This is a genomic window from Pseudomonas sp. ArH3a (assembly GCF_022648765.1).
GTDB lineage: Bacteria > Pseudomonadota > Gammaproteobacteria > Pseudomonadales > Pseudomonadaceae > Aquipseudomonas.
In genome coordinates, this window is the sequence record NZ_CP080330.1 from 336,583 (window position 1) to 359,122 (window position 22,540).

The 22,540-nt window shown below is 59.9% G+C and carries 21 protein-coding genes; 12 read left to right on the top strand and 9 right to left on the bottom strand.

What is annotated here, in order from left to right:
• Positions 1–47 precede the first annotated feature (47 nt).
• Both K0P33_RS01570 and K0P33_RS01575 read right to left on the bottom strand, forming a co-directional pair.
• On the bottom strand, positions 48–1,001 hold the full coding sequence (locus tag K0P33_RS01570) for a homoserine kinase (RefSeq protein WP_094949672.1): 954 nt from the start codon (positions 999–1,001) through the stop codon (positions 48–50).
• 56 nt (positions 1,002–1,057) lie between these two features.
• Positions 1,058–1,348 (bottom strand): DUF2782 domain-containing protein, encoded by a 291-nt coding sequence (locus K0P33_RS01575; protein WP_094949671.1) that lies wholly within the window; start codon positions 1,346–1,348, stop codon positions 1,058–1,060.
• Between the two features lie 74 nt (positions 1,349–1,422).
• Between K0P33_RS01575 and polA the strand changes: the two genes are divergently transcribed.
• The gene (polA, locus tag K0P33_RS01580; RefSeq protein ID WP_242153713.1) at positions 1,423–4,212 is read left to right on the top strand and encodes a DNA polymerase I; all 2,790 of its coding nucleotides are present in this window, start codon (positions 1,423–1,425) and stop codon (positions 4,210–4,212) included.
• A gap of 269 nt (positions 4,213–4,481) precedes the next feature.
• Here polA and yihA read toward each other — a convergent pair whose 3' ends face one another.
• Positions 4,482–5,123 (bottom strand): ribosome biogenesis GTP-binding protein YihA/YsxC, encoded by a 642-nt coding sequence (gene yihA / locus K0P33_RS01585; protein ID WP_042943980.1) that lies wholly within the window; start codon positions 5,121–5,123, stop codon positions 4,482–4,484.
• Between the two features lie 192 nt (positions 5,124–5,315).
• Between yihA and K0P33_RS01590 the strand changes: the two genes are divergently transcribed.
• The 6 genes from K0P33_RS01590 to K0P33_RS01615 all read left to right on the top strand — a co-directional run bounded on the left by K0P33_RS01590 (position 5,316) and on the right by K0P33_RS01615 (position 10,902).
• Positions 5,316–5,618, top strand: a complete 303-nt coding sequence (locus K0P33_RS01590) for a c-type cytochrome (protein WP_094949669.1) — start codon at positions 5,316–5,318, stop codon at positions 5,616–5,618.
• Positions 5,619–5,651: 33 nt separating this feature from the next.
• Complete coding sequence (locus K0P33_RS01595; RefSeq protein ID WP_094949668.1) at positions 5,652–6,278, top strand: cytochrome c4; 627 nt, start codon at positions 5,652–5,654, stop codon at positions 6,276–6,278.
• Positions 6,279–6,448: 170 nt separating this feature from the next.
• Positions 6,449–7,084, top strand: coding sequence for a thiol:disulfide interchange protein DsbA (dsbA, locus tag K0P33_RS01600; RefSeq protein WP_094949667.1), 636 nt, complete (start codon positions 6,449–6,451; stop codon positions 7,082–7,084).
• Between the two features lie 10 nt (positions 7,085–7,094).
• Positions 7,095–7,973: an endonuclease/exonuclease/phosphatase family protein gene (locus tag K0P33_RS01605; protein WP_094949666.1), complete on the top strand. Its 879-nt coding sequence runs from the start codon at positions 7,095–7,097 to the stop codon at positions 7,971–7,973.
• Complete coding sequence (locus K0P33_RS01610; RefSeq protein ID WP_242153716.1) at positions 7,970–10,036, top strand: GGDEF domain-containing protein; 2,067 nt, start codon at positions 7,970–7,972, stop codon at positions 10,034–10,036. Before K0P33_RS01605 ends, K0P33_RS01610 begins: the two co-directional genes overlap by 4 nt.
• 89 nt (positions 10,037–10,125) lie before the next feature.
• Positions 10,126–10,902 carry an N-acetylmuramoyl-L-alanine amidase gene (locus tag K0P33_RS01615; protein WP_094949664.1) on the top strand — a complete coding sequence of 259 codons (777 nt, stop codon included), beginning with the start codon at positions 10,126–10,128 and terminating at the stop codon, positions 10,900–10,902.
• A 98-nt stretch (positions 10,903–11,000) separates the two neighbouring features.
• Here the strand turns inward: K0P33_RS01615 and K0P33_RS01620 are convergent, their stop codons facing one another.
• Positions 11,001–12,788, bottom strand: coding sequence for an ATP-binding protein (locus K0P33_RS01620; protein WP_094949663.1), 1,788 nt, complete (start codon positions 12,786–12,788; stop codon positions 11,001–11,003).
• 10 nt (positions 12,789–12,798) lie between these two features.
• Entirely contained in the window at positions 12,799–14,145 is a 1,347-nt protein-coding gene (gene algB, locus K0P33_RS01625) for a sigma-54-dependent response regulator transcription factor AlgB (protein WP_094949662.1), read from the bottom strand.
• 389 nt (positions 14,146–14,534) lie between these two features.
• Here algB and K0P33_RS01630 point away from each other — a divergent pair, with 389 nt between their 5' ends.
• The 5 genes from K0P33_RS01630 to K0P33_RS01650 all read left to right on the top strand — a co-directional run bounded on the left by K0P33_RS01630 (position 14,535) and on the right by K0P33_RS01650 (position 18,919).
• On the top strand, positions 14,535–14,819 hold the full coding sequence (locus K0P33_RS01630) for a hypothetical protein (protein WP_094949661.1): 285 nt from the start codon (positions 14,535–14,537) through the stop codon (positions 14,817–14,819).
• Between the two features lie 77 nt (positions 14,820–14,896).
• On the top strand, positions 14,897–15,061 hold the full coding sequence (locus tag K0P33_RS01635) for a DUF1328 domain-containing protein (protein ID WP_003170804.1): 165 nt from the start codon (positions 14,897–14,899) through the stop codon (positions 15,059–15,061).
• A 2-nt stretch (positions 15,062–15,063) separates the two neighbouring features.
• Positions 15,064–15,531 carry an inhibitor of vertebrate lysozyme family protein gene (locus K0P33_RS01640; RefSeq protein WP_242153718.1) on the top strand — a complete coding sequence of 156 codons (468 nt, stop codon included), beginning with the start codon at positions 15,064–15,066 and terminating at the stop codon, positions 15,529–15,531.
• Between the two features lie 730 nt (positions 15,532–16,261).
• Positions 16,262–17,593 carry a glutamate/aspartate:proton symporter GltP gene (gene gltP, locus K0P33_RS01645; RefSeq protein WP_094949659.1) on the top strand — a complete coding sequence of 444 codons (1,332 nt, stop codon included), beginning with the start codon at positions 16,262–16,264 and terminating at the stop codon, positions 17,591–17,593.
• A 96-nt stretch (positions 17,594–17,689) separates the two neighbouring features.
• Positions 17,690–18,919 carry a spore maturation protein gene (locus K0P33_RS01650; RefSeq protein WP_094949658.1) on the top strand — a complete coding sequence of 410 codons (1,230 nt, stop codon included), beginning with the start codon at positions 17,690–17,692 and terminating at the stop codon, positions 18,917–18,919.
• A gap of 94 nt (positions 18,920–19,013) precedes the next feature.
• On the opposite strand, the gene K0P33_RS01655 is transcribed toward K0P33_RS01650, so the two are convergent.
• The 4 genes from K0P33_RS01655 to K0P33_RS01670 are packed head-to-tail and all read right to left on the bottom strand — an operon-like array spanning position 19,014 to position 22,510.
• Entirely contained in the window at positions 19,014–19,625 is a 612-nt protein-coding gene (locus tag K0P33_RS01655; RefSeq protein ID WP_242153720.1) for an ABC-type transport auxiliary lipoprotein family protein, read from the bottom strand.
• Positions 19,622–20,560, bottom strand: a complete 939-nt coding sequence (locus tag K0P33_RS01660; protein ID WP_094949656.1) for an MlaD family protein — start codon at positions 20,558–20,560, stop codon at positions 19,622–19,624. The genes K0P33_RS01655 and K0P33_RS01660 overlap by 4 nt, the downstream gene beginning before the upstream one ends.
• Before the next feature lies 1 nt (position 20,561).
• A complete protein-coding gene (locus K0P33_RS01665) occupies positions 20,562–21,365 on the bottom strand; it encodes an ABC transporter ATP-binding protein (RefSeq protein WP_094949655.1) in 804 nt (267 codons plus the stop codon).
• A complete protein-coding gene (locus K0P33_RS01670) occupies positions 21,362–22,510 on the bottom strand; it encodes an ABC transporter permease (protein WP_242153722.1) in 1,149 nt (382 codons plus the stop codon). The genes K0P33_RS01665 and K0P33_RS01670 overlap by 4 nt, the downstream gene beginning before the upstream one ends.
• Positions 22,511–22,540: the final 30 nt, after the last annotated feature.

Consider the following 22,540-nt stretch of genomic DNA (forward strand, 5'->3'; position numbering starts at 1 on the left):
CTATCGTAGGCAAGCCAGCGCCCACATTTTTTGACCGAGTAGGCCTTTTAGAGCGCGAACGGCAGGTGGATGGTTACCTGCTGACGCTGCGCCAGCCGATGCTCAAACTCCGCAGGGTCATGAATCAACACATCCTGCCCGGCAAACGACTCCGCGGCGATCAGGCGTGACAGCCAGAACCGCACGCATGCCACGCGCAACAGGGTCGGCCACAACTCGGCCTCCTTGGCTGTAAACGGGCGCAGACCCGCGTAGGCGCCCAGCAGCGCACGGGCGCGTTGCCCATCGATCACCCCGTCCGCATCCGAGCACCAGTCATTCAAGGCAATCGCCACGTCATACAGCATTGGGCCTGAGCAGGCGTTGTAGAAGTCGATCAACCCTGTCAGATGCGTGCCTTCGAACATCGCGTTGTCACGGAACAGGTCGGCGTGAACGTTGGCGCGTGGCAGGGCGAGGATCTCGGCCTTGTGGGTTTCGATCTCGGTCAGCGCATCTTGTAGCAGGCGCTGCTGCGCGTCGTTCAGGTGCGAAATAAGCTGCGCACCCTCAGTGAGCATCCAATCCAGCCCGCGATCGGTCTTGCGCTCCAGCACCTTTTCGCCTTGAGTGGCCAGGTGCAGATGGCCGAGCAGGTCGCCAACCTGGGCGCAATGCTGGGCGTTGGCGTCCTTGATGTGCTTGCCGGCCAGGCGCGGTTGCAGCAACGCCGGTTTGCCCTTCAGCTCGCGAAGCGCCACACCGTCGGTGGTGCGCAGCGCGTAAGGCACCGGCAGGTCGGCGTCATGAAGTACGTCGAGCAGTTCGATGAAGAATGGCATTTCTGCGACCGGGCCGCGTTCAACCAGGGTCAGGACGAACTCGCCCTGTTCCAGGCTGATAAAGAAATTGGTGTTTTCGCTACCGGCGGCAATCCCCTGGAAATCAAGCAGGCGGCCGAGCCCGTAAGGGGCGAGAAAGGTTTCCAGCTCGGGCCGAGCCAGCGGGGTGAACACAGACATGGTTAAAACTGCCAGTACGGGCGCCGTGGTGTGCGGCGCCAATTTAAGTTAAGAAATCATTTCCATTCGAAAATCTTCCATGACGGGATCAGCATATCCGGCTGGTCAGAGCGAATGAAATTCGCATCGGTTCCGTCCGCGCGCACCAGGAAATACGGTGGCGCGCCCTTCACGGTGACCTTGATCGCGTACAGGAAACCGTTTTGGCGGTACTCCTGGATGGTTCTGTCACCCTCGGTGCGGATCGTGACTTCCGGGTCTCCTGAGGGCGCGGTGTCAGCTGCCGTGGCGGCCAGCGGCAAGAACGCAATCAAGCCGGTCAACAACAGGCGATTTACTGTACGCATGATAACCTTGTCCCTTTGTCGTCATTGGTCCGGCTATTCTAGCGCCTGACCCGCCGAAAAGGTTGATCCTGCTCATGAGCCAAGCCCCCCTCGTCCTGGTGGACGGTTCTTCTTATCTGTACCGCGCCTTTCACGCGCTCCCACCGCTGACCACCTCCAAAGGCCTGCCGACCGGTGCGGTCAAGGGCGTGTTGAACATGCTCAAAAGCCTGCGCAAGCAGTATCCGGGCAGCCCGTTCGCCGTCGTATTCGACGCCAAGGGTGGGACCTTTCGCGATGACATGTACGCCGAATACAAGGCCAACCGCCCGAGTATGCCCGATGACATGCGCCTGCAAATTGAGCCGCTGCACCAAAGTGTGATCGCCCTCGGCTTCCCGTTGCTGTGCGTCGAAGGCGTGGAGGCCGATGACGTAATCGGTACTTTGGCCCGCAGCAGTGCGGCGGCGGACCGCCCGGTGGTGATTTCTACCGGTGACAAAGACATGGCGCAGTTGGTCGACGGGCACATTACCTTGGTCAACACCATGACCGGTAGCGCGATGGACATTGAGGGCGTGAAGGAGAAATTCGGTGTCGCTCCGGAGCAGATCATCGATTACCTGGCGCTGATGGGCGATTCGTCGGACAACATCCCAGGCGTTCCGGGCATTGGGCCTAAGACTGCTTCCGGCCTTCTGGTGGGCGTAAACGGCGGCCTCAAAGAGCTTTATGAGCAGCTGGATATCGTACCGACCCTGCCGATCCGCGGGGCCAAGAATCTGCCGGCCAAGCTCGAAGAGCATAAGGAGATGGCATTCCTGTCCTATCAGCTGGCGACGATCAAGATCGACGTGCCGCTGGATGTGGGGCTGGACGATCTGCACCTGATCGAGCCGGACCGCGAAAAGTTGCTGGAGCTGTATACGCTGCTTGAGTTCAAGAGCTGGATTGACGAGATTCAGCGCGATGCCAAGCGTGTTGAGCTCAAGGCGTCGACCGAGGCTGCTCCGGCTGCTGAAGAAGTGATTGAGGCGGCTGCACCGGTGGAAACGTCTTACACCACCATCCTTGACCAGGCCACGTTCGACACTTGGCTAAAAAAGCTGAATGCCGCAAAACTGTTTGCTTTCGACACCGAAACCACCGGGATCGACGCCCAGCAGGCGCAGTTGGTAGGCGTTTCCTTTGCCGTGCAGCCGCATGAAGCAGCCTACATCCCGCTGACCCATTCCTACATCGGCGCGCCGGAGCAGTTGGATCGCGACACGGTTCTGTTGGCGTTGAAGCCGCTGCTGGAAGACTCGACCAAGCTCAAGGTCGGGCAGCACGCCAAGTTCGACATGAACATCCTGGCCAACTGCGCCATCGGTGGCGACCCTGCGCAAGGCATCACCGTGCGCGGCATTGCCTTCGACACCATGCTTGAATCCTACGTGTTGAACTCCACCGCGACCCGGCATGACATGGACAGCCTGGCCAAGAAGTACCTGGACTACGACACCGTCAGCTTCCAGGACATCGCCGGCAAAGGTGCCAAGCAGCTGACGTTCGACCAGATCGCGCTTGAGCAGGCTGGCCCGTATGCCGCCGAAGATGCCGACGTGACCCTGCGCCTGCATCAGGCCTTGCATGCACAGCTGGCGGCCATACCGAGCCTGGCCAGTGTGCTGACGGACATCGAAATACCGCTGGTGCCCGTGCTGGCGCGTATCGAGCGCCAGGGTGCGCTGGTGGATAAAGAGCTGCTGGGTATCCAGAGCATCGAACTCGGTAACAAGATGGTTGAGCTGGAGCGCCAGGCGTTCGAGATCGCTGGTGAAGAGTTCAACCTGGGTTCGCCCAAGCAGCTCGGGGCGATTCTCTATGAAAAACTTGGCTTGCCGGTACTGAAGAAGACCGGCAAGGGCCAGGCGTCCACGGCTGAGGAAGTGCTGGCCAAGTTGGCCGAAGACGATTTCCTGCTGCCCAAGGTACTGATGCAGTACCGCAGCATGAGCAAGCTGAAAAGCACTTACACCGACCGCCTGCCGGAGCAGATTAACCCGCGTACCGGGCGCATTCACACGTCTTATCATCAGGCTGTGGCCGCGACCGGGCGCTTGTCGTCCAGCGATCCGAACCTGCAGAACATCCCGGTACGTACCGCTGAAGGGCGGCGGATTCGCCAGGCGTTTGTCGCGCCAAAAGGCTACAAGCTGCTGGCGGCGGACTATTCGCAGATCGAACTGCGGATCATGGCGCACTTGTCCAAGGACGAGGGCTTGATGAATGCGTTCCGTAACGATTTGGACGTGCACACCGCTACGGCGGCCGAGGTGTTCAAGGTTGAATTGGCTGAAGTCAGTTCCAACCAGCGTCGCAGTGCCAAGGCGATCAACTTTGGCCTGATTTACGGCATGGGCGCGCAGAAGCTGGGTAAAGACATTGGCGTCGATACCAAGACCGCCAAGGCCTACATCGATGTGTACTTCGCGCGCTACCCCGGCGTTCGCGAGTACATGGAACGCACGCGCGCCCAGGCGGCCGATCAAGGCTATGTCGAAACCTTCTTCGGGCGCCGGCTGTACTTGCCGGATATCAATTCCAACAAGCCTCAGGAGCGAGCGGCGGCCGAGCGCACGGCGATCAACGCGCCGATGCAGGGCACCGCAGCGGACATCATCAAGAAAGCCATGGTGTTGGTGGATAATTGGCTGACTGAGTCGGGCCTGGATGCCAAGGTCATCCTGCAAGTGCACGATGAACTGGTGCTGGAGGTGCGTGAGGATCTGGTTGCAGAGGTCAGCGAGAAGATCCGCGAGCACATGAGCGCGGCGGCCAAGCTGGATGTGCCTTTGGTAGTAGACGTGGGCGTTGGCGATAACTGGGACGAGGCGCATTGATTTCGCGGCTCTGCCGTCACCGGGCGTGGTGGCAGAGCGCTTTAGATCAGAAGCGGGCGCCAGTTATTTCCAATAGTTTTTTGGACCTGCCGGAACTTAACCCGTGAACTGCTACTCAGAGTTACTGAATGGGTGGTGAAGCCCTTCAATGCTCCTATGTTGTGTTAAGTGTTGGCAGATATCTGGACCCCGCCCTAGCGGTCCGGAACTTGGACCCCGAACTTCCCCTCCCCATACGAAGTCCGGGGTTTTTTTTGCCTGCAGAAAAGTTATTCCGCGATTTCCGCGCCTTTGTCGGCTAACTCCATCCAACCGGCCAGCACAGTGTAGGCGTCTTCCAGGCCCATGCGCTTAGGCGCTGAGAACAGCTGGATGGTGATCGCATCACCCCAACCCTTACGGATTTCGGACTGCACTTTGAGCAGCGTGTTCTTGGCCGCGCCGTAGGTCAGCTTGTCGGCCTTGGTCAGCAGGATATGCATCGGCATGCCGCTGGCGACGGCCCAATCGAGCATCAACAGGTCGAAGTCGGTCATTGGATGACGGATGTCCATCATCAGAATCAGCCCCTTCAAACTCTCGCGACCACCCAGATAAGCCTCCAGGTGACGCTGCCAGTGCAGCTTCAACGGGATGGGTACTTTTGCATAACCGTAGCCCGGCAGGTCGACCAGACGCCGATCATCGTCTAGCTTGAAGAAATTGAGAAGTTGCGTGCGGCCCGGGGTTTTCGAGGTGCGCGCCAGGCTGGCGTGGGTCAGGGTGTTCAACGCGCTGGATTTGCCGGCGTTGGAACGGCCAGCAAAGGCGACTTCAAAGCCTTCGTCATCGGGGCATTGGTCCACTTTGGCGGCGCTGAGCATGAACGTGGACTGTTGGCACAGGCCGAGGATGGGGTTCTTGAGTTGCATGAGATTTCCGATGTGGGCGGTGCCGAAAAAGGGTGCGGCAAGCGGTGTCGTTTCCGTTTCAGTAGCGCCAGTATATAATGCCGCAGATTTTGTGTGTGCTTTGTCCCAGCGAAGGATGAAGTTCACGGGAGCGAAAGACCTTCATTGCGCATTAGAACGCAAAACGCTCTCAAACCCTGAAAAGGTCGATGTATGACCCGATGGTTGCTCGCTTTTGGTGTCCTGATTCCGCTTTACGGCGCTCAGGCTACACAGGATCCGGAGGCGGTGTACAACCGAGTTTGCGTGGCTTGCCATGCTGGCCAACTGCCCAATGCCCCTAAACGGGGTGACCAGGTAGCTTGGGCGCCCAGACTGGCGCAAGGTATGGACACGCTGGTGCAACACGTGACCCAGGGTTTCAAGGCAATGCCGCCGCGTGGTTTGTGCATGGACTGCAGTACTGAGGATTACCAGGCCATCATTGAGTTGATGGTGAGTAAACCCGGTAGATAACTCTTAAACCCTTAGCCGTAGTTGGATTAGCTGATGAACAAACTGATCGTGAGTCTGCTGTTGACCTTGGGCATCACCGGTGTTGCCCATGCTGCAGGCGACGCTACAGCGGGCCAGGCGAAAGCCGCCGTGTGTGGTGCTTGCCATGGACCGGATGGCAATAGCCCGGCGCCGAACTTCCCCAAACTGGCCGGCCAGGGTGAGCGTTACCTGACCAAGCAGATGCACGACATCAAGGATGGCAAGCGCACGGTGTTGGAAATGACCGGCCTGCTGACTAACCTCAGCGATCAGGACCTGGCGGACATCGCGGCGTATTTTGCCAGCCAGAAGGGCAGTGTGGGAGCTGCCGATCCGAAGCTGGTCGACAAAGGCCAGGCGTTGTTTCAGGGTGGCAAGCTCGCTGAAGACCAGCCCATCGGCGGCATGCCCGCCTGTAAGGCTTGCCACATCGCAGGCGGCAGTGGCCTGGCAGAGGCTGGCTTCCCTCACCTGAGTGGTCAGCACGCCCAATACACCGCCAAGCAATTGAAGGAATTCCGCGAGAAGGTTCGCTACATCGATGGCGATGCCAGCAACAAAATGATGACTGACATTGCGGCAAAGCTGTCGGATAAAGATATTGAAGCACTGTCCAGCTATATCCAGGGCCTGCACTGATGAGTCCGGCGACGTTAACGCTCGATTAATCCATCGATGCAAGCATAAAAAGGGTGGCTTAGGCCGCCCTTTTTTGTGGCCGGTGCCGGTACACTAACGAACTCATGCCCGCGTAGACCTGTCACAACTAAAGGTCGCGTGAGGCGACTTTATTTGTCCAGGAGTAAAGCATGCGTAATCTGATCCTCAGCGCCGCTCTCGTCACTGTCAGCCTCTTCGGCATGACCGCACAAGCTGCCGACGTGCCGCTTGAAGCCGGTAAAACCTACGTTGAATTGGCCAACCCGGTCCCGGTTTCGGAGCCAGGCAAGATCGAAGTGGTGGAGCTGTTCTGGTATGGCTGCCCGCATTGCTACGCCTTTGAGCCGACCATCAATCCATGGGCCGAAAAACTCCCGTCTGACGTTAATTTCCGTCGCATCCCGGCCATGTTCGGCGGCCCATGGGATGCCCATGGTCAGCTGTTCCTGACCCTGGAAGCCATGGGTGTGGAGCACAAAGTCCACAACGCCGTGTTCGAAGCTATCCAGAAGCAAGGTAAGCGCCTGACCAAGCCTGAAGAAATGGCTGATTTCGTCGCCACTCAAGGCGTCGACAAGGATAAGTTCCTGGCTACCTTCAACTCCTTCGCCATCCAAGGTCAGATCAAGCAGGCCAAGGAACTCGCGCAGAAATACGGCGTGCAAGGCGTACCGAGCATGGTCGTTAACGGCAAATACCGTTTCGACCTGGGCACTACCGGTGGTCCTGAGCAAACCCTCAACGTTGCCGACCAACTGATCGCCAAAGAGCGCGCAGCCAAGTAAGGGGCCTACCATGCGCCGCTGGGGTACTGAACGCGTCGTTGGCCTGCACGACCCGCAGGTCAACGAGCACCACCTGGAAACCACAGGCCTGCCGGCAGACAGCCGCTTGCGCCTGCTCAGCTTCAATATTCAGGTGGGCATCAGTACCGAGAAGTATCGGCACTACATCACCCGTGGTTGGCAGCACCTGCTGCCACACAACGGGCGGGCCGTTAACTTGCAAAAGATCGGCCATCTGCTGAACGACTTCGACTTGGTCGCCCTGCAGGAGGTCGACGGCGGCAGCATACGCTCCGGCTACATCAACCAAGTGGAACACTTGGCCCAGCTCGGCGCGTTCCCGTACTGGTATCAGCAACTCAACCGCAACCTCGGGCGCCTGGCGCAGCACAGCAATGGTGTGCTCAGCCGCTTGAAGCCGACTGCCATCGAAGATCACCCCTTGCCAGGCCCTAAGGGCCGGGGGGCGATCCTTGTGCGTTTCGGCGAAGGCCCTGAAGCCTTGGTCGTGGTGATGATGCACCTGGCGCTCGGGGGGCGTACGCGCAACCTGCAGCTCGCCTATATTCGTGAATTGATTGGCAACTACAAACACCAGGTACTGATGGGTGACATGAACACCCATGCCAACGACCTGCTGCAGAATTCCCCGTTGCGGGACCTCGGGCTACTGGCGCCGCAAGTCGAAGCCACGTTTCCCAGCTGGCGCCCGCAACGCTGTCTTGACCATATCCTGCTTAGTCCCACCCTCACGCTCGAAAGCGTGCAGGTGCTGGCGCAGCCCATCTCCGATCACCTGCCGGTCGCGGTAGAGATTCGTCTGCCGGGTTCGCTCACGGCTGATGCATTACCCGCGTTGAGCCCAGGCCCTCGCGGACCCCTTGCATGAGCGACGACACCCAGCGCTGGAAAGAGAAATACCTCAAAAGCATCGAGCAGCAAGACAAGCTCGAGCGCCGCTGGGCTGCCCGCCTCGACCTGCTGCGCAGAGGGCTGGTGCGCAGCACGCTGGCGGCGGAAGGGACCGACCGCGCGGTCGACCAATGCATGAAGGAGATGCGCGACGTGGTGCGTACCGACGACATGGACGCCGCCCTCGCCGCCTTGCTGCCGCGTTTGGAAAAAGCCGTGCTGGATTCGGAGCAGCGCCGCGAAACGCGCGTCGACCAGATGAGCACTGCACTCACAGCCCTGGTCGCGCAGCTGCAAAAGCTGCCGCTGCCGCGTGAGGTGGCCCGCCCGCTGAAAACCTTCGCCAAGCAACTGGATAGCCGAGTCGGACAGGCGCGGGAGATTCCGCTGCTACTCAGTGAGCTGAGCAGCCTGCAGGGGCAAGCCCTCAATAACCTGGAGCCGGACGGCGAAACCACGCGCCCTGGGCCAGGCCTGCTGCAACGCCTGTTTGGCGCGAAGGAAGTCTCAAATGACGCGCCGCTGGTCGAAGCCACGCCAGAGCTGGCTGCACCAAAGCCCGTTGCGCCCAAACCCGCGCCTGAGCCTCAAGAGCCGGCGCAATCCGAAGAACTGACAAAAGCTTTGCGCGCCTTCGCGCCGTTGCCGCAAGCACCGACACCCTCGCAGCCTGAACGTGTTGCACCCGTTGCGCCCGTCAAAGTGGCAGAGGTCGCTGGTGAAACATTTGTGTTCGAAGCTCCGGCATCAGTGGAGCCTGCCGTCCTGTCTGTCGAGGCGCCTGAACCCGAGACGCCTGCGCCGCCGACAGAGGAAGCTGCTCCCGAAAGCGCGCTCGCCGCATTTATCGAAGAGCCGCAGGCTGCGGTCGACACGCCGGAGCAAACCACCATCGGCAGTCTGTCCCTGCCGCCGGTGCTGGAGAGCCCCGAGCCCGATCCGGATGAACTGCAATCGGACGGCATCTACGCTCTGCCCGACTCGCCGGAGCCGTCCTACAGCTCCGTCGCCAAGCATATTGAAGACACTTTGCTCGGCCTGCTGGAAGACCTGTCGCTGCCTGAGCGTCACCGGCCCCAGGCCGAAGCCATGCGCGAGCGCCTGGCCCACGGCTTGAACTGGTACGAGTTGCTGCCGATCCTCGACGACCTGGCCGTGCTGATGCTGGCGATCACCGACAGTGGCCAACACGAGTTCGAAGCCTACCTCAAGCAGCTCAACGAGCGCCTCGAGGCATTCCAGGGCCACCTGCAGGTAGCCAGTGAAGGCCATGCCGACAGCCGCTCGGCCGCGCAGGAGCTGGACACGCAGATTCGTGAACAGGTCGACGGTCTGCAAAGCAGCGTGCAGGACGCGGCCGATCTGGACAGCCTCAAGCACGTGCTGGAGAGCCACCTCGAAGGCCTGCTCGGCACGATGGACGCGCACCAGCAGCAGCGTGACCAGCGCGAGCAGGAAGTGGCAGCGCGCCTCAAAGGTCTGGCTGAGCGGGTGGCGAGCATGGAGCAAGAAGCCCAAGGCTATCGCGAGCATCTGGAAGTACAGCGCCAGAAGGCTTTGATCGATCCGCTCACCGGCCTGCCCAATCGTGCGGCCTGGAGCGAGCGCCTGGATTATGAAGTGAATACCTGGCACCAGAGCGGCAATAACCTGTCGCTGGCCATGCTGGACCTGGACCATTTCAAGCGCATCAACGACGGCTACGGCCACCTGGCGGGCGACAAGGTGCTGAAGATCATCGCCAATGTGTTGCGCAAACGCCTGCGCCCCACTGACTTTATCGCGCGTTTCGGTGGTGAAGAGTTTGTGTTGCTGATGCCGGACTCAGCCTTGACGGATGCCCTCGCCGTGGGCGAAGTGCTGCGTGCCGCGATCGAAGCGTGCCCTTTCCACTTCAAGGGCGAGCCGGTAACGATCACGGTCTCCATGGGTGTGGCGCAGTTCCAGCCGGGTGAGCGCAGTGACCTGGCGCTCAAGCGCGCCGATGAGGCGCTTTACCGTGCGAAGGCGGCGGGACGTAATCAAGTGCAGGCGGCCTAAAATATGTTCCATTTTTGTAATTTGGCCGCTCAGCCACGAACGGTACGTTACACTATTGCATTATCGTCTTCAGCGTAATGTCTTCTGCTATGAAATCCTTTTGCATCGCCTTTATGTTCCTCCTGCTCGCCGGCTGCGCCAGTGGCCCGCGCCTGGACACCAGCCACCCGTCGGTCAACCACGATAACCGCGTGCAGTTCGTGGTCGTCCATTACACCGCAACCAACCTTGAACGCTCCCTGGCGCTGTTAACCCACGGCCAGGTCAGCAGTCATTACCTGATCGGTGACGACGCCTCTGGCACCATTTACAAATTGGTGGACGAGAGCCAGCGTGCCTGGCACGCCGGGCAAAGCGAGTGGATGGGCCGTACCTGGCTCAACTCCAGCTCCATCGGTATCGAGATCGTCAACCCAGGCTATCGCGACACACCGACGGGCCGTGTCTGGTACCCGTATTCCGAGGCGCAGGTGCAGTCGTTGGTGGTGTTGCTCAAGGACATCAGTAAGCGCAATGGCATCGATCCCAAGAACATCATCGGCCATAGCGACATTGCGCCGCTGCGCAAGCTCGATCCGGGCCCTTTGTTTCCGTGGAAGCGTTTAGCGGCTGAGGGTTTGGGGATCTGGCCGGACGCGCAAGTCGTTGCTCGATTCCAAGTGCAGTACGCGGCTGACCTGCCGAGCGTCACCTGGTTCCAGGAAGAGCTGGCACGCCTGGGCTACCAGACACCGCAGACCGGCGAGTTGGATGTCGCCACACGGCATGTGATCGCGGCGTTCCAGATGCACTTCCGGCCAGCGCTGTTTGATGGCACGCCGGATGCTGAAAGTGCTGCGATATTGCGCGCATTGAACCGCAGTTAAGCGTGTAAGCCGATTCAAAATGTGGGAGCGGGCCCGCCACAGCAAGCCCGCTCCCACATTTCGTTCGGCGCGGCCGGTAGGTAACCCGAGTCGTCAGACTACAGCGGCAACGCCATATAGAACTGCGTACCTTGCCCCGGCCGCGAATACACACCCATGCGGCCACCGTGCAGTTGCACGATCTCTTTGCACAGTGCCAGCCCCAGGCCGGCGCCGCCTTTCTTGCGGCCCACCTGCACGAAGGGTTCGAAAATCCGCCCCTGCTGGCCGTAGGCGATGCCTTCGCCGTTATCTTCGACGCTGATAATCACGCGCTCGCCATGGCGGCGTGCCTGCAGGCGAATTTGCCCGCCATCGGCGGTATGGCGCAATGCGTTGCCTAACAGGTTGTCGAGTACACGCTCAAGCTGAGCCTGGTCTGCATACAGCCTGGGCAAATCAGGTTGGGCTTCCACCAGCAATTCGATGTTCTGAGCACTCGCCAGCTCAGTGAAACGCGCCCGTGCGTGCTCCAGCAGGTCGGTGACATCACAGGGCCCCAAGGTGAGTTTTTGCAGGCCATTCTGGTAGCGCGAAAAGTTGAGCAAGTCGTTGATCAACTGCATCAGGCGCTGCATTTCTTCATTGACCGTATCCAGCAAGTCCGCTTCACGGGAATCCGCCGGAAACTTTGCCCGCTCGCGGAACAGGCCGAAGGCCATGTGCATGCCGGTCACCGGCGTGCGCAGTTCGTGGGAGGCACGCAACACGAATTCGCTGCGCACGCGCTCAAAGGCACGCTGTTCGGTGACGTCATGCAACACCATCACTGCCCCGAGGATATGCCCCTGGGTGTGGCTGACCGGCGTCAGGCTGTAGGTCAGCAGGCGCAGTTCGCCTTCAACCTCCACTTCCAGATCTTCCGGCGCCCGCTCGAGGTTGCCGCCGCGCAGTACTAGCTGCAACTGTTCATCCATTTCCGCGCGGCCCAGCGCCTCGCCCAAGCCCTGGCCTAAACGTGCCTCGTCCCAGCCCAACTGGCGCTGAGCGACGGGGTTGAGATGCTCCAGGCGGCCTTGGCGGTCGATCATCAACAGACCGTCGTCGATGCTGTCGAGCACCGCTTGCAGGCGCTGCTGGCCAGCCAGCAATTCATCGACATTGGTCGCCTGATGCTGGCGCAACGCTTCGGCCATGATGCCGAAGCGCCGGGTCAGCAGGTTCATTTCCGCTGCTGAAGAGATCGGCAGCGTCACTTCGAAATCGCCCTGCCCGATCTTGTCGGCGGCTTTGGCCAAGGCTTCGATCGGCCCGCCAAAGCGCCGGGCGATGCCATGGGCGGTGATGAAGCCGATGATCAACACCGCCAGGCCCACCAGGCCCAGAAGACCGGCAATCAACAGCGCTCGGTCGCGGGATTTGTGTTCGCTGGCGTTGATATTCTCCAAGGCTTGTTTGTGTTCGGAGATCAGGCCGTTGCGCAACGCATTAAAGGTTTCGGTCAGCTTTTGGTTTTTATTGTTGATCAGCGAGCTTTGCTGGGCCTCGTCAAATGCCTTGATAAAATTCAGGTAGTCAACGCGTGCCTGGCTGAACCCGCTGAGCCTGCCGTCTTGCTGTTCATGGGCGATGCCCTCATCCAGCAAGGCGAAGTATTGCTGTTTTGAGGTTTTCAGCACCTCGGGGTCCGGTTTCTCCTGCAACATCAGGATCAACTGGTCGCCCAAGGTCTGGCGCAGCTTGAGGCCAAGGTCCAGGGTGATGAAGTTGCTGCGGATCAGCGACTCCTGGCTCTTGGCCATTTGCATAACACTGACCAGTCCCAGGACCAGTCCCAGCAGGGCGACGGTGATCAGCGCTGAGATACTCAGGAATAAACGAGTGCGCAGTTTCATCGCTAGCTTCATAAGGTACAGCTCACAAGTTGTACTGTTTGCGTTTGCGGTACAGGGTCGACGCGTCGATGCCGAGAGTACGGGCCGCCTGGTCCAGGGTGTCGCTGGTGGCAAGTACCGCGCCGATGTGGGCTTTCTCCAGCTCATCCAGGCTCAACGCCGCGCCAATACGCGGTGCATTGTTGGTCGGCTGTTCGGCCATGCCGAGGTGGCTGATTTCAACCTTTTCCTGTGGGCAGATAATGCTGGCTCGCTCTACAACGTTTCGTAGCTCTCGAATATTCCCTGGCCAGCGGTAGTTGAGCAGCGCTTCTCGGGCGTCATCGCTGAAACCGCGAGCGGGCCGCGCGTACTCTTTGACGAAGCGCGCCAGAAAGCGGTCGGCGAGGGTCAGGATGTCTTCGCTACGTTCACGCAGCGGCGGCAGGTGCAAGGTGATGACGTTGAGGCGATAGAGCAAGTCTTCGCGGAAACGGCCGTCGCGCACCATGTCTTCGAGGTTCAGGTTGGTGGCCGCCAGGATGCGCACATCGGCGCGCCGGGTGACCGGGTCGCCTACGCGCTCATATTCTTTGTCCTGAATGAAGCGCAATAACTTGGGTTGTAAGGTGAGGGGAAAATCGCCGATCTCGTCGAGAAACAGCGTGCCGCCGTCCGCTTGGTTGACGCGGCCCAAGGTGCTCTCACTGGCACCGGTAAACGCACCACGGCTATGGCCGAACAATTCGCTTTCCATCAGCTCGGCCGTGAGTGACGGGCAGTTGATGGTCACGCAGGACTTCTTCGAGCGCTTGCTCCAGCCATGAATAGCCCGGGCCAATTCACCTTTACCGGTACCGGACTCGCCGAGGATCAAGATGTTGGCGTCGGTGCCCGCGACTTGGCGCGCGGTCTCCAGCACCACCATCATGGCCGGGCTGTGGGAATCGAGGCCGTCTTTGGGTTGGCGCACTTCGCCTTCCAGCGCTTCCAGGCGTGCCGAGAGTTGGCGCACTTCCAACTGCTTGGCGGTGGCCAGGCGCAATTGGTCAGGGCTGCATGGCTTGACCAAGTAGTCGGCGGCACCGGCCTGGATCGCGTCGACCGCGGTATCCACGGCGGAATGCGCGGTAACAATCACCACGCGCATCCACGGCGCCTGAATGCGCATCTGGGCCAGTACGTCCAGGCCATTGTCTTCGCCCAGGCGCAGGTCCAAAAAGCACAGGTCGAACACCTGGCGTTGCATCAGGGCGTCGGCTTGGGCGGCGCTGTTGGCGGTGGCTACGGTATAGCCTTCATCTTCCAGGCAGTAACGGAAGGTGCGAAGGATCGCGGATTCGTCATCCACTAAAAGAATACGGCCTTGAAGTTCCTTGGCTGATTCCATCTGTCCCGCGCTCCTTAATATGAATGATGGTGTTTAGTCCCGGAATAATCGGGCAAGTTGCATGGTTTATTCTGATTGATAAAAAGCACCTTCGCGCAGGTATCTGCACACCCCTCTACAAACGCGCTGGTTGATGGCGTTTTCATGCCCTCTTGCCACTTCGGCAACTCGATATCCGATTTCGATCCCTTGACCCGACCATTGACCATCGTGCATTTCGCACGGCCTGGATAGGGGCATCGTGCAGGATGCTGGGCTCAGCGGCCGTAATGTATTTATAACTATCTGATTTTATTGAGTTTTATTTTGTAAAAGATCTGGCATGCACCCTGCAATACCTCTCCCAACAGTGTCATGACCGAATATTCAGAATGCGGGAGAAATGCAGCATGACTCGCCAAAGCCTCAGCCAATTGCGTGTATCGCCACTGCGCTTGCAGCAAGGTCTGTTCGCCAGCCTGGCCTTGATGGTCACGTTGATTGCCGGCCAGCAGATGCAGCATTGGCAGCAGAGTCAGCAGCAAGCCCCGCAATTTGAACGTCCGATGATGACCCAGACCCATTTCCGTTCCGTTGGCAGCGCGACTGCCGATGTAACCGCCCCGCAATTGAGAGTGGCTGACCAGGGTTCGACCCTGGGCGAATTGCCCGCTCAAGAGCGTTGGGTGTTCTAGGCAACAAAAGGTCGCTTGTGTTGAGCGGCGCACTGCACTACCGCTGTTACCCCTCTAGAAGCGTAAGGAGAATTACCATGTTGAGTTGGGCAATCACATTTCTGATCATCGCCATTGTGGCTGCAGTCCTGGGCTTCGGTGGTATCGCGGGCACCGCCACGGGTATCGCAAAAATTCTGTTTGTGGTCTTCCTGGTGATGTTCATCGCTTCGTTCTTCTTTGGTCGTCGCGGCCGAGGCTGAATATGACCACTTTGTCTATTAAAGCCATTGCTGCCGCCCTGCTCTTGGGCGGTAGCGGCCTGGTGATGGCCGCCAATGACGGCCAATCCCGGGCCAACGAGTTGCTCAGTGCGGACAAGCAGTACCGCGAAACCTGGCAAAGCGTGGTGAAGAAAGAAGAGCGCCTGCCGGAATGGGTGATGAACCTGTCGGGTACGGCCGAACAAATGAATGCGCTGGAAGAAGATGGCGAGAAATACTTGGTCGGGCCGCTCTGCGAAACAGCAGATACCTGCTTGAACAAGCGCCTGATCGTTGCCTTCAGCTACGACAAGGAAGATGCCTACGCCATGTTGGTACAAGTCCCGGCCGGTCTGCCGGCAGACAAGTCCCCGACACGGCATGCCGACTACCGTTTCATCGGTAAGCCGAACGAAGGCATGCAAAAGCTGCTGATGGAGCAGCTTAAGAAAGATCCGAATTGGTACTAGGTTCCGTCTGACGCTTCTGTCGTCAACGGGGCCGGCGTCCATAGAAAGAAGCTCCTTCGCTTCTTTCTGTCTGCATCGCCCGCCAAGGGTGATGCATGACCAGGGGGCCGGGTTGCTCTGATCCATCGAGATCGGCGTGACCTACGGGTACAGGGAGTGCCTGCGCAAGGGCTGGGTCAGGCGAAAAGCTGCGACGCAAGTTCACAAGTCCTCAAGCTTGCTGAACTTGCGGCGGGCTTATGGCACCCATTGCCCATCTTGTATGTTGTCCATAGCCGCTATTTTCTTTTCTGTCTCTTCGCAAACATTACTTGGTGTGTCGCGGTGACCTTCTATCGAGAAAATTTTGCGCGTGCCATAGGACATATCCGACGCCAAGCTCATCAAATCCCAGGCATTTTTGCCAGCGACTGAAGGTCGTCCAAAATCTCTGAGCGAGCCGGTATTGGCCGGTTAACGGCATATTCACCTGCCTAAATGGCGTATTTGAACTGACCGTTCGGACAGTTATTTACAAAAAAAGCCATGCCGATTCGGCATAGGGTAGGCGTTTACGGCATTAGACGTCGCTCTCTTGCATGGGAATAGTTGCGCCTTTTTTCGCCTGCCAGTAAGCCATTTCGGCCATGCGGCGGTGACCTTCTACGGAGGCAGATGCACACACTTTTTCGCTTCCGAGCGTTCCAGATGGCGCATTTGCCTTAAGTCCACTTGAAGTAAGGGTAATGACATGAAGAAGGCAAAGCTAAGCCTCGCCTGGCAGATCCTCATCGGTTTGGTGTTGGGGATCGCAATCGGTGCAGTGCTCAACCATTTCAGTGCTGAAAAAGCCTGGTGGATCAGCAATGTGTTGCAGCCGGCGGGCGATATCTTTATCCGCCTGATCAAGATGATCGTGATCCCGATTGTGATTTCCTCGCTGATCGTCGGCATCGCCGGTGTGGGTGACGCGAAGAAGCTCGGTCGAATCGGCGTCAAAACCATCCTTTACTTCGAAGTGGTCACCACCATCGCTATCGTGGTCGGCCTGTTGCTCGCCAACCTGTTCCACCCAGGTGCCGGCATCGACATGAGTACCCTGGGTACCGTCGATATCTCCAAGTACACGGCCACTGCCGCCGAAGTGCAGCATGAGCATGCGTTCATCGAGACCATCCTCAACCTGATTCCCTCGAACATTTTCGCCGCCGTCGCCCGTGGCGATATGCTGCCGATCATCTTCTTCTCGGTACTGTTCGGCTTGGGCTTGTCGAGCCTCAAGCCGGAACTGCGCGAGCCGCTGGTAACCATGTTCCAGGGCGTGTCCGAGAGCATGTTCAAAGTCACCCACATGATCATGAAGTACGCCCCCATCGGCGTATTTGCCCTGATCGCGGTGACCGTCGCCAACTTCGGCTTCGCCTCCTTGCTGCCGCTGGCCAAGCTGGTGATCCTGGTTTACGTCGCCATCCTGTTCTTCGCGTTTGTAGTGTTGGGCTTGATCGCGCGCCTGTTCGGCTTCTCGATCCTTAAGCTGATACGCATCTTCAAAGACGAGCTGGTCCTGGCTTACTCCACCGCCAGCTCCGAGACCGTGCTGCCGCGTGTGATCGAGAAGATGGAAGCCTACGGCGCGCCAAAAGCCATTTGCAGCTTCGTGGTGCCGACCGGCTACTCGTTCAACCTCGACGGTTCGACGCTGTACCAGAGCATCGCCGCTATCTTTATCGCCCAGCTGTACGGCATCGACCTGTCGATCGGCCAGCAACTGATGCTGGTGCTGACCCTGATGGTCACCTCCAAAGGCATCGCTGGCGTACCGGGCGTGTCCTTCGTGGTGCTGCTGGCCACCTTGGGCAGCGTGGGTATCCCGCTGGAAGGCCTGGCGTTCATCGCCGGTGTCGACCGCATCATGGACATGGCGCGTACCGCCTTGAACGTGATCGGCAACGCGTTGGCCGTACTGGTCATCTCTCGCTGGGAAGGCATGTACGACGACGCCAAGGGCGAGCGCTACTGGAACTCCCTGCCGCACTGGCGCAGCAAGCCAGCTTCGCCAACCGCGCAAGCTACCCGCGGCTGATAGCACGACTGCTTTGAGACAAACCCCGGGAAATCCGGGGTTTGTCGTTTCTGCCAGCCCCGCTATCATTCGCCCATCTTTCGGGGGATTTAACTGATGCTCAATGGCCTGTGGCTTGGCTTTTTTGTCGTGGCAATGGTGTCAGCACTGGCGCAATGGCTGATTGGCGGTAATGCCGGGATTTTTGCGGCAATGGTGGAAAGCATTTTCGCCATGGCCAAATTGTCGGTGGAAGTGATGGTGCTGCTGTTCGGCACCCTGACCTTGTGGCTGGGCTTCTTGCGCATTGCCGAAAAAGCCGGGATCGTCGACTGGCTGGCCAAGGCTCTGGGCCCACTGTTTCGCCGCCTGATGCCGGAAGTGCCGGCCGGCCACCCCGCCATTGGCTTGATCACCCTTAACTTCGCCGCCAATGGCCTGGGCCTGGACAACGCCGCCACGCCTATCGGCCTGAAAGCCATGAAGGCGCTGCAGGAACTCAACCCCATCCCCAACACCGCGAGTAACGCGCAGATTCTGTTCCTGGTGCTCAACGCGTCTTCGCTGACGCTGTTGCCGGTGACCATCTTCATGTACCGCGCTCAGCAAGGCGCCGTCGACCCGACGCTGGTGTTCCTGCCAATCCTGCTGGCTACCAGCGCTTCGAGCTTGGTGGGTCTGCTCTCGGTGGCGGTAATGCAGCGCCTGCGGCTGTGGGACCCGGTGGTGCTGGCTTACCTGATTCCCGGCGCGCTGATCCTCGGTGGCTTTATGGCGCTGTTGGCGACCTTGTCCGCCACGGCGTTGGCCGGCTTGTCTTCGATCCTCGGCAACCTGACGCTGTTCGGCCTGATCATGTTGTTTCTAGTGATTGGTGCGCTGCGTAAGGTCAAGGTGTACGAAGCGTTTGTCGAAGGCGCCAAAGAGGGCTTCGACGTTGCCAAGAACCTGCTGCCGTATCTGGTGGCGATGCTCTGCGCGGTGGGCGTGTTGCGCGCATCCGGCGCCTTGGACTTTGGCCTGGAAGGCATTCGCCACGTGGTGGCCTGGACGGGCATGGACACGCGTTTTGTCGACGCGTTGCCGACCGCGATGGTCAAGCCGTTCTCCGGCAGTGCCGCGCGGGCCATGCTGATCGAGACCATGCAGACCCAGGGCGTGGACAGCTTCCCGGCGTTGGTGGCGGCGACGATCCAAGGCAGTACGGAGACCACCTTCTATGTGTTGGCGGTGTACTTTGGCTCGGTGGGGATCCAGCGGGCACGGCATGCCGTGGGATGTGCGTTACTGGCTGAGTTTGCTGGCGTCGTGGCGGCGATTTCGGTGTGCTACTGGTTCTTTGGTTGAGGCTTAGATTGCTATCGCAGGCAAGCCAGCTCCCACCTGTTTGAATGTATTTACACATCAAAATGTGGGAGCTGGCTTGCCTGCGATGAGGCCCTCAGCGTTTCGCAGCAGTATTGCCCTGCTGCACCACCCAATCCACCACCTGCTTATTCAACTGATCCCCCGCCTGCCCAAACGCAGCCACTACGGCCGGCACCTTGGTGTCACCCACCGGCTGGCGCACCTCAAACCGCCGGCTGGCGATAATCCGCTGATCACTCCCGCGCACCAACCGCGCATCCAGGCGGATCACCACGTCCACCGCACTGGCGCGATACTCACTCTGAAACGCCTGCAACTGCCCGCCGAGCTCATAGTCGGCCTGCAGGTTCGTCTCGTCGGTGCTCAGCAGCGTCACGCGCCCATCGCGCTGGAAGCCGTCCATAAAGCGATTGCGCAGCAACACCGGCGTCGGGTCGCTCCAGCGTGAGTTCGCGTAGCTGCTGATCAGGTTGCCATTGGGCACCACGGCAATGCGCGGGCTGTCGAGGAATTCGCTGCTCTGCGGCTTGGACACGCGCAACGACCAGCTGACCGGTGTGCCTTGGGAGACTGTCTGGGCCGAAGCCAGGCGGTACACGTCGGAGGGGTCGGCCTTGGGCAGGATCGAGCACGCGCTGATCAGCGCGAGGGCCACGGGGGCGATCAGTTGGTAAGCGCGCTTCATGGCGTGAACTCCTTATTCTTGTCGCTGCCCAGCAGGTAACCGCTGGGGTTGGCTTCCAGGCGGCGAGAGATGGCGCGCAGCGAACCCAGGGTTTCGCGCAGCTCGCGCACGGCCGGCGCCAGTTCGTTGAGGCCTTGCATGCCGCTGTTCACTGAGTCCTTGTTGTTGGTCAGCAAGGTGTTGATGGTCGCGGTACTTTGCTCGAGGGATTTCATCGCTTGCTCGGCGCTGCCGAAGGCTTGCTTGCCTTGTTCGTTGAGCAAGCCGTTGGCGTTGCGCATCAGCACGGTGGTTTGCTCCAGGGCGGCAGTCGCCTGTTTGCTCACCTGCATCAATTGCTGCATCACCACTTTGATGTCGCCGCGCTGCTCGGCGATGGCGCCGGTGGTTTGCTGCAGGTTGTCCAACGTGTTGCTCAGACGCTCGACGTTCTCGCGGGAGAACATGTGGTTGGCGTTGTGCAGCAGCAGGTTAATGCTGGTCATCAGGTCGTTGCTGTTATTGAGCAGGCGTGCGATCGGCGAGGGCGAGGCGATGATTTCTGGCAGGTTGCCGTCTTTGCCCTTGAGCTCCGGGCTTTGCGGTGTGCCGCCGCTGAGCTGGATGATCGAGGTGCCGGTGATGCCGGTCAGGGCCAGCTTGGCCTGGGTGTCTTCCTTGATCGGCGTCTGCCCGGACAGGCGGATGCGTGCGAGTACACGGCGCGGGTCTTTGGGGTCCAGGCGCAGGCTGATCACATCGCCGACCTTGATCCCGCTGTACTGTACCGAACTGCCCTGGGACAGGCCGCTGACGGCCTCGTTGAACACCACTTCATAGTCCTGAAAGGCGCTATCGACGCTGGACTTGGCCAGCCACAGGCCAAACAGCATCGCGCCGACTACCACGATCACGCTGAACAGACCGATCATCACATGATGGGCTCGGGTTTCCATGTCATACCTCGTTGAGCGATTGAGCGGCATTCAATGCCGCGCGGCCCCGGGGGCCGTGGAAGTATTCGTGAATCCAGGCGTCGTCCGTTTCCGAGACGACATCGATGGCATCGGCCACCAGCACTTTTTTCTGCGCCAGCACCGCCACGCGGTCGGTGATGGTGTACAGCGTGTCCAGGTCGTGGGTGACCAGGAACACACTCAAGCCCAGCGCATCGCGCAGGGTCAGGATCAGTTGGTCGAATTGCGCGGCGCCAATCGGGTCGAGGCCGGCGGTGGGTTCGTCGAGAAACAGGATGTCCGGGTCCAAGGCCAACGCCCGCGCCAAGGCCGCGCGCTTGATCATGCCGCCGGAGAGTGACGATGGGTACTTGTCCGCCGCCGACAGCGGCAACCCCGCAAGGGCAAGCTTGACCGCAGCCAGGTGTTCGGCATCGGCGCGGCTGAGGCCGGCGTGTTCGATCAATGGCAGCGCGACGTTCTCGGTGACGGTCAGCGAGGAAAACAGCGCGCCTTTCTGGAACAGCACGCCGAAGCGCCGTTCCACCAGTGAGCGCTCATGTTCGGACAGGCTTGGCAGGTTCTTGCCGAACACCCGCACTTCGCCTTCGCTGGGGCGGCGCAGGCCGACGATGCTGCGCAGCAACACCGACTTGCCGCTGCCGGAGCCGCCGACCACTGCCAGGATCTCGCCTTTATACAACTCCAGGTCGAGGTTTTCATGCACGCTCTGGCTGCCAAAGCGGTTGCACAGGCCGCGCACTTCGATCACCGCCTCAGTGGGCGCACGGTGTAGACGACTCACCAGCCCATCTCCATAAAGAACAGCGCGGCGACGGCATCCAGCACGATCACCACAAAGATCGATTGCACCACGCTGGAGGTGGTGTGGGCGCCGACCGACTCGGCGCTGCCGCTGACCTTGAAGCCTTCGAGGCAGCCAATCGCGGCAATCAGGAAGGCGAAGATCGGCGCTTTCACCATACCGACCAGGAAATGCTGCACACCAATGTCCGATTGCAGCAGCGAGAGGAACATCGCCGGGGAAATATCCAAGGCCAAGGCGCACACCACACCGCCGCCGACAATCCCCGAGAGCATCGCCAGGAACGTCAGCATCGGCAGCGACACCAGCAGCGCCATCACCCGTGGCAGTACCAGCAGCTCCATCGGGTCCAGGCCCAGGGTGCGGATCGCGTCGATTTCTTCGTTGGCCTTCATCGAACCGATTTGTGCGGTAAAGGCGCTGGCGGTGCGGCCGGCGATCAGGATGGCGGTGAGCAGTACGCCGAACTCCCGCAGGAACGAGAACGCCACCAGGTCCACGGTGAAGATGGTCGCCCCAAAACTCTTGAGCACCGTGGCGCCGAGAAACGCCACCACCGCGCCGACCAAGAAGGTCAGCAACGCCACAATGGGCGCGGCATCCAGGCCGGTTTGTTCGATGTGCGCGACCATCGGTGTGAGACGCCAGCGCTTGGGGCGGAACATGCCACGGGCGAAGGTTTCGAGGATCAGGCCGATGAAGCCGAGCAGCTTCATGCCGTCTTGCCACACGGTATCTACGGCGCGGCCGATGCGCGCCAACACTTGGATGCCGGTCGCCTCTTCCGGCTCTTTGGTCGGTACGCAGAAATCATTGAGTGAGCGGTAGACAGTCTTGAGCAGCGCGCGGTCGGCGGCAGACAAGCTGCAATCGGTTTGCTCGGCGGACTGCTCGATACGCTCCGGGCCCAGCAGCTCCACCAGCAGCGACGCGCCGGCGGTGTCCAGGGCGCCCAAGCCATTTAGGTCGATGCGCGCGCCGGCGTCGTATTGGCCGTCGAGCGTGTCCGACAGCTTCTTCAGGTTTGCGTAGTGGGCAAGCGTCCAGTCCCCCGTAATCCTGAGTAACGGGGGGGCGGAAGAAGTATCCAGGTGGGCTGCGCCGGCTGTTGTACGGGTGGTCATAAGCTCCGAGCTTGTTTGGCTATCCAGAAT

Coding starts and splice junctions, on each gene's coding strand:
- K0P33_RS01635 (WP_003170804.1), top strand. CDS start 14,897: ATGTTGAGTTGGGCAATCACATTTCTGATCATCGCCATTGTGGCTGCA.
- K0P33_RS01650 (WP_094949658.1), top strand. CDS start 17,690: ATGCTCAATGGCCTGTGGCTTGGCTTTTTTGTCGTGGCAATGGTGTCA.
- K0P33_RS01640 (WP_242153718.1), top strand. CDS start 15,064: ATGACCACTTTGTCTATTAAAGCCATTGCTGCCGCCCTGCTCTTGGGC.
- K0P33_RS01660 (WP_094949656.1), bottom strand. CDS start 20,560: ATGGAAACCCGAGCCCATCATGTGATGATCGGTCTGTTCAGCGTGATC.
- K0P33_RS01570 (WP_094949672.1), bottom strand. CDS start 1,001: ATGTCTGTGTTCACCCCGCTGGCTCGGCCCGAGCTGGAAACCTTTCTC.
- polA (WP_242153713.1), top strand. CDS start 1,423: ATGAGCCAAGCCCCCCTCGTCCTGGTGGACGGTTCTTCTTATCTGTAC.
- dsbA (WP_094949667.1), top strand. CDS start 6,449: ATGCGTAATCTGATCCTCAGCGCCGCTCTCGTCACTGTCAGCCTCTTC.
- K0P33_RS01615 (WP_094949664.1), top strand. CDS start 10,126: ATGAAATCCTTTTGCATCGCCTTTATGTTCCTCCTGCTCGCCGGCTGC.
- K0P33_RS01595 (WP_094949668.1), top strand. CDS start 5,652: ATGAACAAACTGATCGTGAGTCTGCTGTTGACCTTGGGCATCACCGGT.
- K0P33_RS01610 (WP_242153716.1), top strand. CDS start 7,970: ATGAGCGACGACACCCAGCGCTGGAAAGAGAAATACCTCAAAAGCATC.
- yihA (WP_042943980.1), bottom strand. CDS start 5,123: ATGCAACTCAAGAACCCCATCCTCGGCCTGTGCCAACAGTCCACGTTC.
- K0P33_RS01630 (WP_094949661.1), top strand. CDS start 14,535: ATGACTCGCCAAAGCCTCAGCCAATTGCGTGTATCGCCACTGCGCTTG.
- algB (WP_094949662.1), bottom strand. CDS start 14,145: ATGGAATCAGCCAAGGAACTTCAAGGCCGTATTCTTTTAGTGGATGAC.
- K0P33_RS01590 (WP_094949669.1), top strand. CDS start 5,316: ATGACCCGATGGTTGCTCGCTTTTGGTGTCCTGATTCCGCTTTACGGC.
- K0P33_RS01620 (WP_094949663.1), bottom strand. CDS start 12,788: ATGAAGCTAGCGATGAAACTGCGCACTCGTTTATTCCTGAGTATCTCA.
- K0P33_RS01670 (WP_242153722.1), bottom strand. CDS start 22,510: ATGACCACCCGTACAACAGCCGGCGCAGCCCACCTGGATACTTCTTCC.
- K0P33_RS01575 (WP_094949671.1), bottom strand. CDS start 1,348: ATGCGTACAGTAAATCGCCTGTTGTTGACCGGCTTGATTGCGTTCTTG.
- K0P33_RS01655 (WP_242153720.1), bottom strand. CDS start 19,625: ATGAAGCGCGCTTACCAACTGATCGCCCCCGTGGCCCTCGCGCTGATC.
- K0P33_RS01605 (WP_094949666.1), top strand. CDS start 7,095: ATGCGCCGCTGGGGTACTGAACGCGTCGTTGGCCTGCACGACCCGCAG.
- gltP (WP_094949659.1), top strand. CDS start 16,262: ATGAAGAAGGCAAAGCTAAGCCTCGCCTGGCAGATCCTCATCGGTTTG.